At 71.6% G+C, this 15,539-nt stretch carries 13 protein-coding genes; 9 read left to right on the plus strand and 4 right to left on the minus strand.

Annotated elements, in window-relative coordinates:
- Nucleotides 1–38 precede the first annotated feature (38 nt).
- From AB0M87_RS20680 to AB0M87_RS20705, 6 genes are all read left to right on the plus strand, one after another.
- A complete protein-coding gene (locus tag AB0M87_RS20680) occupies nucleotides 39–872 on the plus strand; it encodes a M55 family metallopeptidase (RefSeq protein WP_365854920.1) in 834 nt (277 codons plus the stop codon).
- The gene (locus tag AB0M87_RS20685; RefSeq protein WP_365854922.1) at nucleotides 865–2,211 is read left to right on the plus strand and encodes a M20/M25/M40 family metallo-hydrolase; all 1,347 of its coding nucleotides are present in this window, start codon (nucleotides 865–867) and stop codon (nucleotides 2,209–2,211) included. Before AB0M87_RS20680 ends, AB0M87_RS20685 begins: the two co-directional genes overlap by 8 nt.
- 13 nt (nucleotides 2,212–2,224) lie before the next feature.
- Nucleotides 2,225–4,207, plus strand: a complete 1,983-nt coding sequence (locus AB0M87_RS20690; protein WP_365854924.1) for a prolyl oligopeptidase family serine peptidase — start codon at nucleotides 2,225–2,227, stop codon at nucleotides 4,205–4,207.
- A gap of 8 nt (nucleotides 4,208–4,215) precedes the next feature.
- Entirely contained in the window at nucleotides 4,216–5,154 is a 939-nt protein-coding gene (locus tag AB0M87_RS20695) for an LD-carboxypeptidase (protein WP_365855404.1), read from the plus strand.
- A 56-nt stretch (nucleotides 5,155–5,210) separates the two neighbouring features.
- Complete coding sequence (locus AB0M87_RS20700; RefSeq protein ID WP_365854926.1) at nucleotides 5,211–5,768, plus strand: GNAT family protein; 558 nt, start codon at nucleotides 5,211–5,213, stop codon at nucleotides 5,766–5,768.
- Between the two features lie 127 nt (nucleotides 5,769–5,895).
- Nucleotides 5,896–7,857, plus strand: a complete 1,962-nt coding sequence (locus tag AB0M87_RS20705; protein WP_365854928.1) for a DUF5107 domain-containing protein — start codon at nucleotides 5,896–5,898, stop codon at nucleotides 7,855–7,857.
- 38 nt (nucleotides 7,858–7,895) lie between these two features.
- On the opposite strand, the gene AB0M87_RS20710 is transcribed toward AB0M87_RS20705, so the two are convergent.
- From AB0M87_RS20710 to AB0M87_RS20720, 3 genes are all read right to left on the minus strand, one after another.
- Entirely contained in the window at nucleotides 7,896–8,498 is a 603-nt protein-coding gene (locus AB0M87_RS20710) for a TIGR03086 family metal-binding protein (RefSeq protein WP_365854930.1), read from the minus strand.
- Nucleotides 8,495–8,851: a VOC family protein gene (locus AB0M87_RS20715; protein ID WP_365854932.1), complete on the minus strand. Its 357-nt coding sequence runs from the start codon at nucleotides 8,849–8,851 to the stop codon at nucleotides 8,495–8,497. Before AB0M87_RS20715 ends, AB0M87_RS20710 begins: the two co-directional genes overlap by 4 nt.
- Nucleotides 8,852–8,953: 102 nt before the next feature.
- Nucleotides 8,954–9,763, minus strand: a complete 810-nt coding sequence (locus tag AB0M87_RS20720) for a methyltransferase domain-containing protein (RefSeq protein ID WP_365854934.1) — start codon at nucleotides 9,761–9,763, stop codon at nucleotides 8,954–8,956.
- A 233-nt stretch (nucleotides 9,764–9,996) separates the two neighbouring features.
- Between AB0M87_RS20720 and AB0M87_RS20725 the strand changes: the two genes are divergently transcribed.
- From AB0M87_RS20725 to AB0M87_RS20735, 3 genes are read left to right on the plus strand one after another with little or no spacing between them, the layout of a single operon-like run.
- Nucleotides 9,997–11,868, plus strand: coding sequence for a transketolase (locus tag AB0M87_RS20725; protein ID WP_365854936.1), 1,872 nt, complete (start codon nucleotides 9,997–9,999; stop codon nucleotides 11,866–11,868).
- Between the two features lie 36 nt (nucleotides 11,869–11,904).
- Nucleotides 11,905–12,834, plus strand: a complete 930-nt coding sequence (ligD, locus tag AB0M87_RS20730) for a non-homologous end-joining DNA ligase (RefSeq protein WP_365854938.1) — start codon at nucleotides 11,905–11,907, stop codon at nucleotides 12,832–12,834.
- A 1-nt stretch (nucleotide 12,835) separates the two neighbouring features.
- Nucleotides 12,836–13,834: a cation diffusion facilitator family transporter gene (locus tag AB0M87_RS20735; RefSeq protein ID WP_365854940.1), complete on the plus strand. Its 999-nt coding sequence runs from the start codon at nucleotides 12,836–12,838 to the stop codon at nucleotides 13,832–13,834.
- On the opposite strand, the gene AB0M87_RS20740 is transcribed toward AB0M87_RS20735, so the two are convergent.
- Complete coding sequence (locus tag AB0M87_RS20740; protein WP_365854942.1) at nucleotides 13,806–15,311, minus strand: phosphatase PAP2 family protein; 1,506 nt, start codon at nucleotides 15,309–15,311, stop codon at nucleotides 13,806–13,808. The two genes, AB0M87_RS20735 and AB0M87_RS20740, sit on opposite strands and share 29 nt — an antisense overlap.
- Nucleotides 15,312–15,539 lie beyond the last annotated feature (228 nt).

Raw genomic sequence — 15,539 nt, forward strand, 5'->3', positions numbered from 1 at the left:
CTGGCCAGTGCGTTCCCGACCGCGTACCGTGATGCCGCATGAAGATCCTTATCAGCGCCGACATGGAGGGCGCGACAGGCGTGACCTGGCCCGGTGATGTGCTGCCGGGCACGCCGCAATGGGAGCGCTGCCGGTCCATGTTCACCTCCGACGTGAACGCGGCCGCCGTCGGCTTCTACGCGGGCGGCGCCGACGAGGTGCTCATCAACGAAGCCCACTGGTCGATGCGCAATCTGCTCATCGAGCAGCTCGACGAGCGCGTCCAGATGCTCACCGGGCGACACAAGGCGCTCTCCATGGTCGAGGGCGTGCAACGCGGCGACGTGGACGGCATCGCCTTCGTCGGTTATCACACCGGCGCGGGCATGGAGGGAGTGCTCGCGCACACCTACCTCGCCAACTCCATCACCGGCGTCTGGCTCAACGGGAGCAGAGCGAGCGAGGGGCTGCTGAACGCCCATGTCGTCGCGGAGTACGGCGTCCCCGTCGTGCTGGTCACGGGTGACGACCTGACCTGCGAGGACGCCCGGGGCTACGCCCCGCAGGCGCGCACGGTGGCGGTGAAGGACCACGTCTCCCGGTATGCGGCGGTCTGCCGTACCCCCGCGCGGACCGCGTCCGACATCCGGTCGGCCGCGGCCGGGGCCGCGGCGCTCGCGGTACGGCACGAACCGATGACCGGCGAGTCCTTCACCGTGGAGCTCGAGTTCGACGCCGAGCACCTGGTGGGCGCCGCGACGGTCGTGCCGGGGGTCCAGCGGACCGGCGAACGGCGTGTCGAGTACACCAGCGGGACGATGTATGAAGGCATCCGTACCTTCAAAGCGGTCACGACGATCGTCTCGTCCGCAGTGGAGGAACAGTATGGCTGACGTGCGAACGACCGAGGAGACGGCGCTGGGTGCCCGGGCGCTCGACGAAGTGGTGGACTTCACCTCGGGACTGATCCGGATCGACACCACCAACCGGGGCGGCGGGGACTGCCGTGAGCGGCCGGCCGCGGAGTACGTGGCGGAGCGGCTGGCCGGCGCCGGAATCGAGCCGGCCCTGCTCGAACGCACGCCGGGGCGGACCAACGTGGTGGCGCGGATCGAGGGCACCGACCCGTCGGCCGACGCGCTGCTGGTCCACGGCCATCTCGACGTGGTGCCCGCGGAGCCCGACGACTGGTCCGTGCACCCCTTCTCCGGGGAGGTCAGGGACGGGGTCCTCTGGGGCCGGGGCGCCATCGACATGAAGAACATGGACGCGATGGTGCTCGCGGTGGTCCGCGCCTGGGCGCGCGAAGGCGTCCGTCCACGGCGCGACATCGTCATCGCCTACACCGCCGACGAAGAAGCCAGCGCAGTCGACGGCTCGGGCTTCCTGGCCGACCGGCACGCCGCGCTCTTCGACGGGTGCACCGAAGGCATCGGCGAGTCCGGCGCCTTCACCTTTCACGCCGCGGCCGGGAGGCAGCTCTACCCCGTCGCGGCGGGGGAGCGGGGTACCGCCTGGCTGAAGCTCACCGCGCACGGCAGAGCGGGCCACGGTTCCAAGGTCAACCGGGATAACGCGGTGAGCAGACTCGCCGCCGCCATCGCCAGGATCGGTGACCACCGGTGGCCGGTGCGGCTCACCCCCACCGTGCGGGCGGCGCTCACCGAGATCGCCGCGCTGCACGGCATCGAGGCGGACCCCGGAGCGGCCGGCTTCGATGTGGACGGCCTGCTCGGCAGGCTCGGCCCCGCCGCCGCGCTGGTCGAGGCGACCGTGCGCAACAGCGCCAATCCGACCATGCTGCAAGCCGGTTACAAGGTCAATGTGATCCCCGGACGCGCGACCGCCTACGTCGACGGACGGATGCTGCCCGGCGGCGAGCAGGAGTTCCGGGAGACGCTCGACCGGCTCACCGGCCCGGACGTCGACTGGGAGTTCGATCACAGCGAGGTGGCGCTCCAGGCGCCGGTGGACTCCCCGACCTACGCCAAGCTGCGCGCCGCCGTCGAGCGCTTCGCCCCCGAGGGCCACGTCGTGCCGTACTGCATGTCCGGCGGTACCGACGCCAAGCAGTTCTCCCGCCTCGGCATCACCGGCTACGGCTTCTCGCCACTGAAGCTGCCGCCCGGTTTCGACTACCAGGCACTGTTCCACGGCGTCGACGAACGGGTGCCGGTGGACGCCCTGCACTTCGGCGTCCGGGTGCTCGATCACTATCTGCGTACCGCATAGGGGAGTGGGAAGCATGACAGCCACCGGGGCGTACGGAACCTGGTCGTCACCGATCGACGCCGCGCTCGCGGCCTCGCACGACGGCAGGCCCGAGTTCGTCGGAGCGGTCGGCGACGAGGTGTGGTGGACCGCGCCGCGCCCGGCCGAGGGCGGCCGGCGGGCGCTGATGCGGCGGCGGGCGGACGGCGCCGAGGAGTCGGCGCTGCTCGCGCCGTGGAATGTGCGCAGCAGGGTCATCGAGTACGGCGGACACCCCTGGGCCGGGACGGCGCGCACCGACGGCGGCCCGCTGGTGGTCTTCGTCAATTTCGCCGATCAGCGGCTGTACGCGTACGAGCCGGACCGGGACGCGGAGCCGCGCCCGCTCACGCCGCTCTCCGCGGTGGGCGGCGGGCTGCGCTGGGTTGATCCCACGATTCACCAGGACCGCGACGAAGTCTGGTGCGTGGTCGAGGAGTTCACCGGTGAGTCACCGACCGATGTGCGGCGGCGGATCGCGGCCGTCCCGCTCGACGGCTCGGCCGCCGACGACCGCTCCGCGGTGCGTGAACTCTCCGACGGCCGGCACCGCTTCGTCACCGGCGCACGGCTGTCCCCGGACGGGCGCCGTGCGGTGTGGCTCGGCTGGGACCACCCCCGGATGCCCTGGGACGGCACCGATGTCATGCTCGCCGACGTCGCCGACGACGGCACCTTCGGGGCGGCCCGGCAGTGCGCCGGCGGCCCCGACGAGTCGGTCGCTCAGGTCGAATGGGCCGCCGACGGACGGCTGTTGTTCGCCTCGGACCGTACCGGCTGGTGGAATCTGTACTGCGCGGACCCCGACCGCGGGGACATCGCGCTCTGTCCCCGCGACGAGGAGTTCGGCGGGCCGCTCTGGCGGATCGGACAGAAGTGGTTCGAACCGCTGGACAGCGGACTGATCGCCGTCGTGCACGGAAAGGGCGCCACCGCGCTCGGCGTACTCGACCCCGAGACCGGCGAACTGGTCGACGTGCCGGGCCCCTGGACCGAATGGGCGTCGACGCTGTCCGTGGCCGGCTCCCGCGTCTTCGGCCTGGGGGCAGGAGCGCACACCGGATACGAGGTCGTCGAGCTCGACACCCGAACCGGACACCCACGCGTCATCGGCTCCCCGCATCATGACGTGGTGGACCCCGCCTACTACCCCGAACCGGTGGCCCGTACGTTCGCGGGTCCGGCCGGCCGCGAGATCCACGCCCATGTGTACCCGCCGCACAACCCGGACCACACCGCGCCCGCGGGAGAACGCCCGCCCTACGTGATGTGGGCGCACGGCGGACCCACCAGCCGGGTCCCGCTGGTACTCGATCTGGAGATCGCCTACTTCACCTCCCGGGGCATCGGCGTCGCCGAGATCAACTACGGCGGCTCGACCGGATACGGCAGGGAATACCGCAACCGGCTGCGTGCACAGTGGGGCGTCGTCGACGTCGAGGACTGCGCCGCCGTGGCCCTGGCGCTCGCCGCCGAAGGCACCGCGGATCCGGCCAGGCTCGCGATCCGCGGTGGCAGCGCGGGCGGCTGGACCTCCGCGGCCTCCCTGGTGTCCACCGATGTCTACGCCTGCGGCACGATCAGCTACCCGATCCTCGACCTGACGGACTGGGCGTCCGAGGACGGTACCCACGACTTCGAGTGCAAGTACCTGGAGAGCCTCATCGGGCCCTTCGCCGAGGTCCCCGAGCGTTACCGCGAGCGTTCTCCCGCCTCCCACCCGGAGCAGGTCACCGCGCCCTTCCTGCTGCTCCAGGGGCTCGACGACGTGATCTGCCCGCCGGTGCAGTGCGAACGCTTCCTGACCCGGATGGCGGGCCGGGGCGTGCCGCACGCTTATCTCACCTTCGAGGGGGAGGGCCACGGTTTCCGCCGGGCCGACACCCTGGTCCGCGCCCTGGAGGCCGAACTGTTCCTGTACGCACAGGCCTTCGGCGTAGCACGCCCCGACATCCCCGTTCTGGAGCTGGAGAAGTGACAGCGACCCTGTTGGCCCCGTTGGCTCCGCTGACCCGGCCCGCCCGACTGACGCCCGGGTCCCGGGTCGCCGTGGTGGCACCCAGCGGGCCGCTGCCCGAGGACCGGCTCGCGGACGGTCTCGACATACTCCGCGGCTGGGACCTCGATCCGGTCGTGATGCCCCATGTGCTCGACCGGCACCCGCAGTTCGGCTACCTCGCGGGCACCGATCGGGCGCGCGCCCGCGATCTCGAAGAGGCCTGGTGCGACCCGACGGTGTCCGCGGTCTTCTGTGCGCGAGGCGGATACGGCGTGCAGCGCATGGTCGACCTGCTCGACTGGAGCGCGATGCGTGCGGCCGGTCCGAAGGTGTTTCTCGGCTACAGCGATGTGACCGCACTGCACGAGGCGTTCGCCGTCCGGATGGGCCTGGCCACCCTGCACGGCCCGATGGTCGCAGCGGTCGCCTTCCTGAAGGACGCGGCTACCCAGGAGTCCCTGCGGGCCACCCTCTTCGAGCCCGAATCGGTGCGGACCCTCGGCCTGGCCACGGCCCGCCCGCTGGTCTCCGGCCGGGCGGCCGGGGTCACCCTCGGCGGCTGCGTCTCCCTGCTGGCCGCCGATCTCGGTACCCCGCAGGTCCGCCCGTCGGCCCGCGGGGGGCTGCTCCTCATCGAGGACATCGACGAGGAGGCGTACCGCCTCGACCGGATCCTCACCCAACTGCTCCGCTCCCGCTGGCTGGACGGCGTGGCGGGGATCGCTCTCGGCTCCTGGCAGGACTGCGCTCCCGCCGAGGAGACGGCGGCGGTGCTGCTGGACCGCCTCGGCGGACTGGGCGTCCCCGTCGTGGCGGATCTGGGCTTCGGCCACTGCACCCCCGCGCAGACCATGCCGCTCGGGCTCCCCGCGGTGCTCGACGCCGACGCGGGCACCCTCACTCTCGACGCACCGGCGCTGCGCTGACGCCGGGCATACCGCCCCGCCGCGCGAAGACGTGCATCGGCCCGTAACCTGGCCGGATGTCCGGAACCACCGCTTACCTCGCCGAAGGCCCTCGCGTGGGCATCCGTCACTTCTCGTACCGGGACGCGGAAGAGTTCACCACACTGGCCGGGAAGAGCAAAGAGCTGCACCATCCCTGGCTCTTCCCACCCGCGGACGCCGAAACCTTCGCGGTGTACGCCCGCCGGCTGATCGAGGACCCGGCCAAGGCCGGGTTCCTGGTCTGCGAGCGTGCGGGCTCCGCCGCCGGCCGTATCGCCGGTTTCATCAACATCAACAACATCGTCACCGGGGCCTTCCGCAGCGGCGCGCTGGGATACGGCGCCTTCGAACACGCGGCGGGCCGTGGGCTGATGCGAGAAGGCCTCGCACAGGTGATGCGCTACGCCTTCGGCTCGCTCGGTCTGCACCGGCTCGAGGTGAACGTCCAGCCGGCCAACGAGGCCTCGATCGCGCTGGTGCGGCGGGCCGGCTTCCGGCTGGAAGGGTATTCGCCGGACTTCCTCTTCATCGACGGTGCCTGGCGGGACCACCAACGCTGGGCCATCACCGCGGAGATGCTTCCCGGCCACTGACCCGGCGCCCGGGGCTTTTGCGCAATCCTGGCCGGGGGTCCCCCTGGTCAGGATCGCGCCGCCGGTGTTCCATGGTCATCAGGGGGCGTCGGGCGGACGGCGGCCCGCGCGAGCGAGCGAGGTTGCCTTGGCCACGACCGTGCGACGTGCCGTACTGACCCTGCCCGCGGCCCCGTTGGGGGCGGAGAACCCACTGCCCGCGCTGCGTCCGCTCGACGAGACGCACACCGTGGACGCCGAGGGGCGGATCGGCATGCCGCGCGACATGTCACGTCAGGTCGGTTACGCACCGCTGCGCACGCTGTTGCCCGTCCGCATCCTCGACGGCTACGGCCGGGAGCGCACCCCCACCGCCATCGACGCGCTGGTGCTGGAGAACGACCGGCTGCGGGCCACCGTGCTGCCCGGTCTCGGCGGCCGGATCCACTCGCTGTTCCACAAGCCGACCGGACGGGAACTGCTCTACCGCAACCCCGTCCTGCAGCCCGCGGACTTCGCACTCAACGGCGCCTGGTTCTCCGGCGGCATCGAGTGGAACATCGGGGCCACCGGCCACACCACCCTCAACTGCGCACGCCTGCACGCCGCGCTCGTCGCCGCCCCGGACGGCGGCGAGATGCTGCGGCTGTGGGAGTGGGAGCGGTTGCGGGACCTGCCGTTCCAGGTGGATCTGTGGCTGCCGGAGGACTCCGACTTCCTCCACGTCGGCGTACGCATCCGCAATCCCCACGAGCAGACCGTGCCGACCTACTGGTGGTCCAACATCGCGGTGCCCGAGGATCCGGAGACCCGGGTGCTGGCGCCCGCCGACGAGGCCTGGCACTTCGGTTACGAGCGCAGCCTGCGCCGGATCCCGGTTCCGGAGTGGAACGGCGCCGACCGCAGCTATCCGCTGCGTAGCGAGTACCCGGCCGACTACTTCTATGAGGTCCCGCGCCAGGCCAGGAAGTGGATCGCCTCGCTGGACGCGGGCGGCCAAGGGCTCGTCCAGACCTCCACCGACCGGCTGAGCGGCCGCAAACTCTTCGTCTGGGGTTCGGGCACCGGCGGCCGCCGGTGGCAGCAGTGGCTGACCGAACCGGGCACCCCCGGGTACGCCGAGATCCAGGCGGGGCTCGCCCGCACCCAGTTGGAGCATGTCCGCCTCGACCCGGGCGCCGAGTTCAGCTGGCTGGAGGCTTACGGGCCGCTCGCCGCGGAACCTTCGGCCGTCCACGGCGGCGACTGGGACACCGCCCGCCGCGAGGCCGAGGCCCGGCTGGCGGAGGCGCTGCCCCGGACTCAGGTAGACGCGGCGTACGAGGCCTGGCGGCCCTGCGCCGACATCGAACCGCACGAGACGCTGGCCACCGGTTCCGGCTGGGGCGCGCTCGAAGTCCTGCGCGGCGGCCACAAACTCCCCGGCACCCCCTTCGACGAGTCGATGATCGGCGAAGCGCAGCAGCCCTGGCTCGAGCTGTACCGCTCCGGTTCCTTCCCGGTCCCGCGCCGGGTCACCCCGCCCGGCCCCTCGCTGGTGGGCAGGCACTGGCGCGACATGCTGGAGACGGCGCCCGCCGACCCGCTCACCGAGTACCACCTCGGCGTCGCTCAGTGGCACGAGGGTGATCTCGCCCAGGCGGTCCGCAGCTGGGAGCGCGGCCTGGAACTGGCCCCGTCCCGCTGGCCGCTGCTGCGCTGCCTGGCCGTCGCCGAGGCCTGCGGCGATCACCACGAACGCGCTGCCGACCGCTACGCCGAAGCCTTCGACGACCTGTGCGCGGAGGTCCGCGAGGGCGAGCCCTGGACGGCGGTGCTGGCCGCCCTGGGCCGTGAGGCGATCGAGGCGCTGCTCGTGGTGGGCCGCGGCTCCGACGCCCGCGGTGTGTGGCACCGGCTGCGCCCCTCGATCCGGCAGCGCGGCCGGTTCCGTCTCATCGAGGCCCAGCTGCTCATCGCCGAGGGGGATACCGGCGCCGCGCGTGCGCTCTTCGACGGGGGCTTCGAGGTGGCGGATCTGCGGGAAGGCGCGGAGATCCTCAACGAGGTCTGGGCGACGCTCACCGACGAACCGCTGCCCGACGCCTACGAGTACCGGATGCGTCCCTGAGCCGGCGACCGCGGTCCACGGGCCCGGTCACTGATCCGTCAGCCACCCGCGCCCCACTGCGGATCCCGTCCCAGCAGCGACAGGATGCGCTCCAGATCCGTCGCCCCCGGAGGGGGTACGAGCCCGGGCGCGAAGGCGGCGTCCGGGGTCTCGCGCGAGGCGTCGTCAGGCACCGCTCCGGCGATGGGCAGCCCCGCTGCCAGACACTGGGCGTCGAAGACGATCGGGACGCCAGCCGTCACCGCGACGTCCCAGCCGTGCACGAGGGAGTCGATGTAATGGAAGCCGACCGCGACGCGGCCGGGGAGCGTAATGCCGCCGCGGATCTCCGGAAGCCAGAAAGGGCGGTCGAGGACGCCGTCCTCGGAGAACGCGGCGCTCACCTCACTGGCCGAGGCGGCGAAGGCGCCCGCCGGGTCAGTGCCCACCGGGCGGTCCGCGAACACCGTCGCATCGCGGGTCTCACCCCGCGCCACCGCGGCGAAGCCATGGTTCTGACCGGTCATGTGGGCGAGGAGCCGCGCCAGGTCCCAGTCCCCGCAGGGCGTGGGCAGCGCGAGCCGCTCGGCGTCCACGCCGGCGGTCACCGCCGCCGTGGTGACCGCCATGACGCGCTGGTGATGGCGGACGAGGTCGGTCATGCGTCGGCCGGCTTCCGGTCGACGTACTCGAACACCGATCCGTCCGGGTGCACCGCGATCAGGTTGCGTCCCGCCGGGGTCGGTACCGGCCCGGCGATGACCTTGGCCCCGACGTCGTTGAGTGCGGCCAGGGCGTCATCGACGTCCTGGACCGCGATGGTCGCCGTCACCTTGCGCAGAATCGCCAGCTCCGACTCGGGGCCGCTCATCAGGAGGAAGCAGCTGACGGCGGCCACCGACACTCCGCCGCGCTCGAAGCGCAACGCCTTGGCGCCGGTGAGGCGTTCGTAGAAGAACACCGAAGTCTCGAGGTCGTCGACGCAGATGCGCAGCGTGGTGCCCAGAATCTCCATACGGCGAGCCTAGTTGGCACCGGCGGGCGATGAGATCGAAATCCGCAGGCCCGCCGCGCGCTCGTCCGCGCTCCGCCGTCCGCGCGTCCGTGACCGCCCGTCTCAGACCCGGCAGAGGATCTCGCCGTGCGGCACCATGAACCAGGCGTCGCCGCGCGCTCCCCATTCCCGCCACGCGTCGGCGATCGCGCTCAGCTGCTCCGGTGTCGCGTGGCCGCCTTCCACGGCCAGTTGCGCGTAGCGGGACGCGGTGGTGCGCTCCGCCCACAGGCCGCTCCACCAGTCGCGCTCCTCCGGGGTGGCGAACACCCAGTTCGTCGCCGTCGACGTGATGTCGGTGAGACCGGCCTGCTGCGCCCAGGACAGCAGCCGGCGTCCGGCGTCCGGCTCACCGCCGTTGGCGCGGGCGACCCGGCGGTACAGCTCCAGCCACCTGTCCAGGCCGGGGGATGCGGGGGACCAGGTGAAAGCGCCGTAGTCGCCGTCACGCACCGCGATGATGCCGCCGGGCTTGGTGACCCGGCGCATCTCGCGCAGCGCCTGGACGGGATCGCCCACATGCTGGAGCACCTGGTGTGCGTGCACGACGCAGAAACTGTCGTCCGGGTAGTCCAGTGCGTGCACGTCCGCAACCGCGAAGTCGGTGTTGGTCAGGGACCGTTCGGCTGCCAGTGCGCGCGCCTGCTCCAGGATCGCGGGAGCCATGTCCACCCCGACGACCCGGCCGTCCGGGACGAGTTCGGCCAGATCCGCGGTGATGGTGCCGGGGCCGCAGCCGATGTCCAGGATCCGCATATGGGGTTTGAGCGAGTCCAGCAGATACCCGGCGGAGTTGGCCGCGGTCCGCCTGGTGTGCGAGCGCAGCACCGCGGCGTGGTGGCCGTGCGTGTAAACGGCCGTCTCCTTCGGCATGGCAGATCTCCCTCGTTCGACGTCCAGCTCTTTCGGAGCGGTGCCCTCACCTTAGAGGGGGCGGTCGGATCGTGAGATGCGCATCTCACCATCCGGGCAATTCCCGGTAGGTGGGCACGTCTCGGCGCTTCACCCCCCTGGAACGTTTTGCCGAGACCGGCTCGGGCACCCGGAGCGTCTGTCCGTACGTCCCTGCCGGCCGGATCCCAGCCGCACCGGGAAAGGTGGAGCGCATGAGCAAGACCGTCAGCGCAGAACTGACCGACAACGCAGAACTGACCGAACTGGGCAAGCAGCTCCGTGTCGACGCGGTACGGGCCGCGGGTGCGGCAGGGTCCGGGCACCCCACCTCGTCCATGTCGGCCGCCGACCTGGCCGCCGTCCTGCTCGCCCGGTATCTGCGCTACGACTTCGGGCAGCCGGACGATCCGGGCAACGACCACTTCATCCTGTCGAAGGGCCACGCCTCCCCCCTGCTGTACGCCATGTACCTGGCGGCGGGCGCCATCGACGAGGAGGAACTGCTGACCTTCCGCAAGAAGGGCAGCCGCCTGGAGGGCCACCCCACGCCGCGCCTTCCGTGGGTGGATGTGGCGACCGGCTCGCTGGGGCAGGGGCTCCCCATCGGGGTGGGCGTGGCACTGGCGGGCAAACACCTCGACCGGGTTCCCTATCGCGTCTGGGTGCTGAGCGGGGACAGCGAGATGGCCGAGGGCTCGGTCTGGGAAGCCGCCGAACACGCCGGGTTCGAGCAGCTCGACCATCTCACCCTGATCGTCGACGTCAACCGGCTGGGACAGCGCGGGCCCACCCGCCACCAGCGCGATCTGGACGCCTACGCGCGCAGGCTGCGCGCTTTCGGCTGGCACACGGTGGAGGTCGACGGACACGACATCGAGGCCGTCGACGCGGCCTACCGGGAGGTGTGCGCCGTCACGGGGCGCCCGACCGCGATCATCGCGGGCACCCGCAAGGGGTCCGGAGTGGCGGCCGTCGAGGACCGGGAGGGAATGCACGGCAAGCCGCTTCCCGACGCGGACGATGCCATCGAGGAGCTCGGCGGTCGGCGCGGCATCCGGGTCGACGTGCGGAAACCCGACAAGGCCCGGACCGCCACCCCGGCGGGCAGCAGCAGTCTCGATCTGCCCCGCTACCGGCCCGGCGACGAGGTCGCCACCCGTAACGCCTTCGGCGAGGCGGTCACCGCACTCGGCTCGGCGCGCGGCGACGTCGTCGTGCTCGACGGGGAGGTCGGCGACTCGACCCGCGCCGAGTTCTTCGCGAAGGAACACCCCGGTCGGTATTTCGAGTGCTACATCGCCGAACAGCAGCTGGCCGCCGCCGCGGTCGGTATGCAGGTGCGCGGCTATACGCCGTTCGCCTGCAGCTTCGCCTCCTTCCTGACCCGGGCACATGACTTCTTCCGGATGGCGGCGGTCAGCGGCGCCGACCTCAATGTCGTCGGCTCGCATGTGGGAGTGGCCATCGGACAGGACGGACCGTCGCAGATGGGACTGGAGGACCTGGCGATGTTCCGCTCGGTGCACGCGAGCACCGTGCTGTACCCGAGCGACGCCAACCAGACGGCGAAACTGGTCGCGTCGATGGCCGATGCGCAGGGCATCCGTTATCTGCGGACCAACCGGGGCGAGAGCCCGGTCATCTACGGTCCCGACGAGGAGTTCCCGATCGGCGGCAGCAAGGTGCTGCGCTCGGGGTCAGACGACGCGCTGACCCTGGTGGGCGCCGGGCAGACCCTGCACGAGTGCCTGCGGGCGGCGGACATCCTCGCCACTGAGGACATCGCGGTGCGGGTCATCGACCTGTATTCGGTCAAGCCGGTGGATGCCGGGACGCTGCGGACAGCGGCGGACCAGACGGGCTGCCTGGTGACGGTCGAGGACCACCATCCGGAGGGCGGTATCGGGGACGCGGTCGCCGAGGCGTTCGCCGACGGCAGGCCGGTGCCGCGGCTGGTGCGGCTGGCAGTGACGAACATGCCGGGCTCCGCCACCCCGCAGGAGCAGCTGGAAGCCGCGGGCATCGACGCCGAGACGGTGGCGGCGGCCGTCCGGCTGCTGCTGGAGGAAGCAGTGGTCCGCTGACGATTCCCTCCGGCGCGAGGGGGTACCTGCGGACTCATGACCACGAGCAAGGCACACACCGTGCGCGCGGGTCGCCGGAGCGTCGAGATCCACCGTCCGGAGAAGGTTCTCTTCCCGGACGGGCCGGACGGCGGCCTCACCAAGGCCGACCTCGCCGACTACTACCGGCGGGTCGCCTTCGCCATGCTGCCTCAACTACGGGACCGGCCATTGATGTTGGAGCGGCACCCCGACGGCGTAACAGGCCCTCGCTTCATGCAGAAGGACACCCCCGACCACTATCCGGACTGGATACGCCGGGTCACCGTGGGCAAGGAGGGCGGCACCGTCACCCACACCGTCTGCGACGACACCGCGACCCTGGTCTTCCTCGCCGACCAGGCCTGCCTCACGCTGCACCGCTGGCTGTCGCGCGCCGACCGGCCGGAGCAGCCGGACCGGCTGGTCTTCGATCTCGATCCGCCGGGCGACGACTTCCGAGCCGTACGGGACGCCGCGCTCGCACTGAAGGAGCTCCTCGACACGGTCCACCTGCCGTCGGCTCTCATGACCACCGGTTCCAAAGGACTGCACGTGATCGTTCCGCTCAGTGGCGACACCACGTTCGACGAGTCGCGGAGCTTCGCCAGGGACGTCGCCGAGGTGCTTGCGGCCCGCCATCCGGACCGGCTGACCACGGCCGTACGGAAGCAGGCACGCGGGGACCGGCTCTACCTGGATGTCCAGCGCAACGCCTATGCCCAGACCGCCGTCGCGCCGTGGTCCGTACGTCCCCGGCGCGGCGCTCCGGTCGCTGCTCCGCTCACCTGGGAGGCGCTCGACGAGCCGGGCCTGACGGCCCGGCGCTGGTCGCTGACCGAGGTCGGCGACGTACTGGAACAGGCCCGGTCCAAGCCCTGGGCAGGACTCCTCGCACGCGGCCGGACACTGGGGCCGGCCCGCCGTCGGCTCAGCGGGGTGATGTGAAGTGAGCCATACCGACAGGACACCGGCCGACGAGCAGCCGGCCGACCAGGGATCGACCGACGAGCAGCCGGCCGACGAGGGATCGGACCGGAAGACACGGGTGACGGTGCTGGTGGCGCTCGCCGCCAACCTCGTCATCGCTGCGGCCAAGATGATCGGGGGCCTCTTCGCCTCTTCTCCGGCCCTGCTCTCCGAGGCCGCGCACTCGGTCGCCGACAGCTGCAACGAGGTCTTCCTGCTCTTCGCGCTCCGCCGCAGCAAACGCCCCGCCGACCGGCAGCACCCCTTCGGCTACGGCAAGGAGCGCTTCTTCTGGGCCCTGCTCGCCGCCGTCGGCATCTTCGTCACCGGCGGGTGCTTCTCCGTCTTCCAGGGCGTCGAGGCGCTGCGCGGCGGAAACACACAGGAGAGCACCACCGGCTACGTCGTGGGGCTCATCGTGCTGGCCTTCGCTCTGATCGCCGAGGGCAGTTCGCTGCTGAGGGCACTGCTGCAGGTACGCGGCCAGCCCGGTAAGGGCATCGGCCGGGACCCGGCCCTGCGTACCGTGATCGCCGAGGACGGCACCGCGGTGCTCGGCGTGCTGCTCGCCATGGGCGGGGTGGGCCTGCACATGGCCACCGGGCAGATCGTCTGGGAGGCGTCGGCCTCGCTGGCCATCGGCGCGCTGCTGGTCTACGTCGCGTACCGGCTGGGCAAGGACGCGCGCGAGCAGTTGATCGGCGAAGCCGCCGACCCCGAACTGCGGGAGCGGATCGAGGAGTTGCTCAACGCGCAGCCCGAGATCGACGTGGTGTCCTCGCTGCTGACCATGCGACTGGGTACCGAATCGACGCTGGTGGCCGCCCGGATCGACCTGGTGCCGGGTCTGGAGAGCGAGAAGCTGGAGCTCGTCTCCATGCGGATCAGGGCCGCCATCGTGAAGGCCTGGCCGGAGGCCGACCAGGTCTATCTCGATGTGACGGACGCGGCTAAAGCGGCAGCGGACGGTACACCGTGAGCGCCTCGTCCGCCTTGTCGATCCAGAGCTCCGGCGGCGCTTCGGTGATCTCGCCGTCGAACGCCAGCGGAGTGCCCGGCGTCAGCCCGCCCACCCGCACCCGGCGCAGCCGTTCCGCCGCGTGCACGGGGGAGCGGGACAGCGGCCCGGCGAGCGCCGCGGCCAGCAGCCGGAGGCCGGGCAGTCGGCCTCCGTGCACGATCCGTACATCCAGCAGGCCGTCCGCGAGGTCGAAGCGCCGGCCGGGGGTGGGGCCCATCTGCTGGTACATCCCGTTGCCGGCGAACAGCATCCAGAGCGCCCGGTCCCTGCCCCGGAACTCGGCCCTGAGCGGCTGTTCGGAGCTGAGCACCTGCACTGCGGCCAGTACGCCGGCGGGCCAGCCACCGATCCGTGGCGACCAGCGCTCCCGGATCCGTACGAGTTCTGGATAGACGCCCAGGCTGAAGGTGTTGAGGAAGTAGCCCGGCTCGCTCCTGCAACCGCCCGGACCCGGGACGAAGCGTCCCAGGTCGACCTTGACCGCGTCGCCCGACGCCAGCGCCCGGCAGGTGTCGTGGACCTCCTCGATCCCCAGGTCGTACGCGAAGTGATTGAGCGTGCCGCCCGGGAACACGGCCAGCGGCACTCCGTGCCGGGCGGCCACGGCGGCCGCCCGGTTGACCGTCCCGTCACCGCCGCAGATGCCCAGCGCCCGAGCGCTCCGCGCGGCCTTCTCCAGCGTCTCGATCAGCTCATCGGGCTCGCACTCGACGACCTCGGCGCGTGGCAGTGCGTCGCGCACCAGGGACGTCTTGGCGGTGGCGGACCCGGACGCCTTGTTGACCACGACGACCAGGTCCTGGCCGCCGGGGAGTATCGGCGCATCGGTGTGCGGCCTGCCGGGCGCCGGCAGCTGCCCACGGGTCGGCACAAGACCCCGGACGGCGAAGGCGGCGCCCACACCGAGCGCCGCCCCGATCAGTACATCGCTCGGATAATGCACGCCGGTGTACACGCGTGAGGTCGCGACACCGAACGCGAGCGGTGCGACCACGGCTCCCCAGCTCCTGGACTCCAGCGCGACACCCGTCGCGAAGGCGGCGGCCGAGGCCGCGTGCCCGGACGGGAAGGAGGTGGTGTGCGGCTGCCGCTTCAACTGCCTTATCACCGGCACGGCGTCCAGTATCGGCCGTGTCCTGCGGACCGAGTGCTTGCCGACCGTGTTCACCACGGCCGACGCCACCGCCAGTGAGGCCACCCCGCGCAGTGCGGCCCGCCGGGCGCGGGTCGAGCCGCCCAGCGTGGCGATCCCCGCGGCGGCGCCGAACCACAACAAACCGTGGTTGGCGCTGCGGCTCAGCCGCGGCAGCACGGGGCGCGCGCCGGGCCATCGTCGGGTGGCCGCGGTGTGGAACAGGGCCCGGTCCTGATTGCCGAGCCAGTCGGCCAGCCGCCCGTACCGTCCTGGACCGGCGGGGGGAACAGCGGATGACATGGGAGAACCAACCTCTCGACGGACGGTGCACGGCCCGGCCAAGCCTCCCATCCCCGGACGGCGATGGGTGGCGATGGGTTCCGGCACCGATGACGGGTGTCGTCTTACCCGTGCGTCCCCGGCCATGCCTCCGGCGCTCGCGGGAGCGCTCCCAAACCTGAATCATCGCTGAGATGACGTCGACAGCGACACTTCGCCCTTGGAAGCTGTTGCTCAACCCCCGCTGGG

Origin of the sequence: Streptomyces sp. NPDC051320 (genome assembly GCF_040682175.1) — a bacterium.
Classification (GTDB): domain Bacteria; phylum Actinomycetota; class Actinomycetes; order Streptomycetales; family Streptomycetaceae; genus Streptomyces.

Coding starts and splice junctions, on each gene's coding strand:
- AB0M87_RS20680 (WP_365854920.1), top strand. CDS start 39: ATGAAGATCCTTATCAGCGCCGACATGGAGGGCGCGACAGGCGTGACC.
- AB0M87_RS20685 (WP_365854922.1), top strand. CDS start 865: ATGGCTGACGTGCGAACGACCGAGGAGACGGCGCTGGGTGCCCGGGCG.
- AB0M87_RS20690 (WP_365854924.1), top strand. CDS start 2,225: ATGACAGCCACCGGGGCGTACGGAACCTGGTCGTCACCGATCGACGCC.
- AB0M87_RS20700 (WP_365854926.1), top strand. CDS start 5,211: ATGTCCGGAACCACCGCTTACCTCGCCGAAGGCCCTCGCGTGGGCATC.
- AB0M87_RS20710 (WP_365854930.1), bottom strand. CDS start 8,498: ATGACCGACCTCGTCCGCCATCACCAGCGCGTCATGGCGGTCACCACG.
- AB0M87_RS20715 (WP_365854932.1), bottom strand. CDS start 8,851: ATGGAGATTCTGGGCACCACGCTGCGCATCTGCGTCGACGACCTCGAG.
- AB0M87_RS20720 (WP_365854934.1), bottom strand. CDS start 9,763: ATGCCGAAGGAGACGGCCGTTTACACGCACGGCCACCACGCCGCGGTG.
- AB0M87_RS20725 (WP_365854936.1), top strand. CDS start 9,997: ATGAGCAAGACCGTCAGCGCAGAACTGACCGACAACGCAGAACTGACC.
- ligD (WP_365854938.1), top strand. CDS start 11,905: ATGACCACGAGCAAGGCACACACCGTGCGCGCGGGTCGCCGGAGCGTC.
- AB0M87_RS20740 (WP_365854942.1), bottom strand. CDS start 15,311: ATGTCATCCGCTGTTCCCCCCGCCGGTCCAGGACGGTACGGGCGGCTG.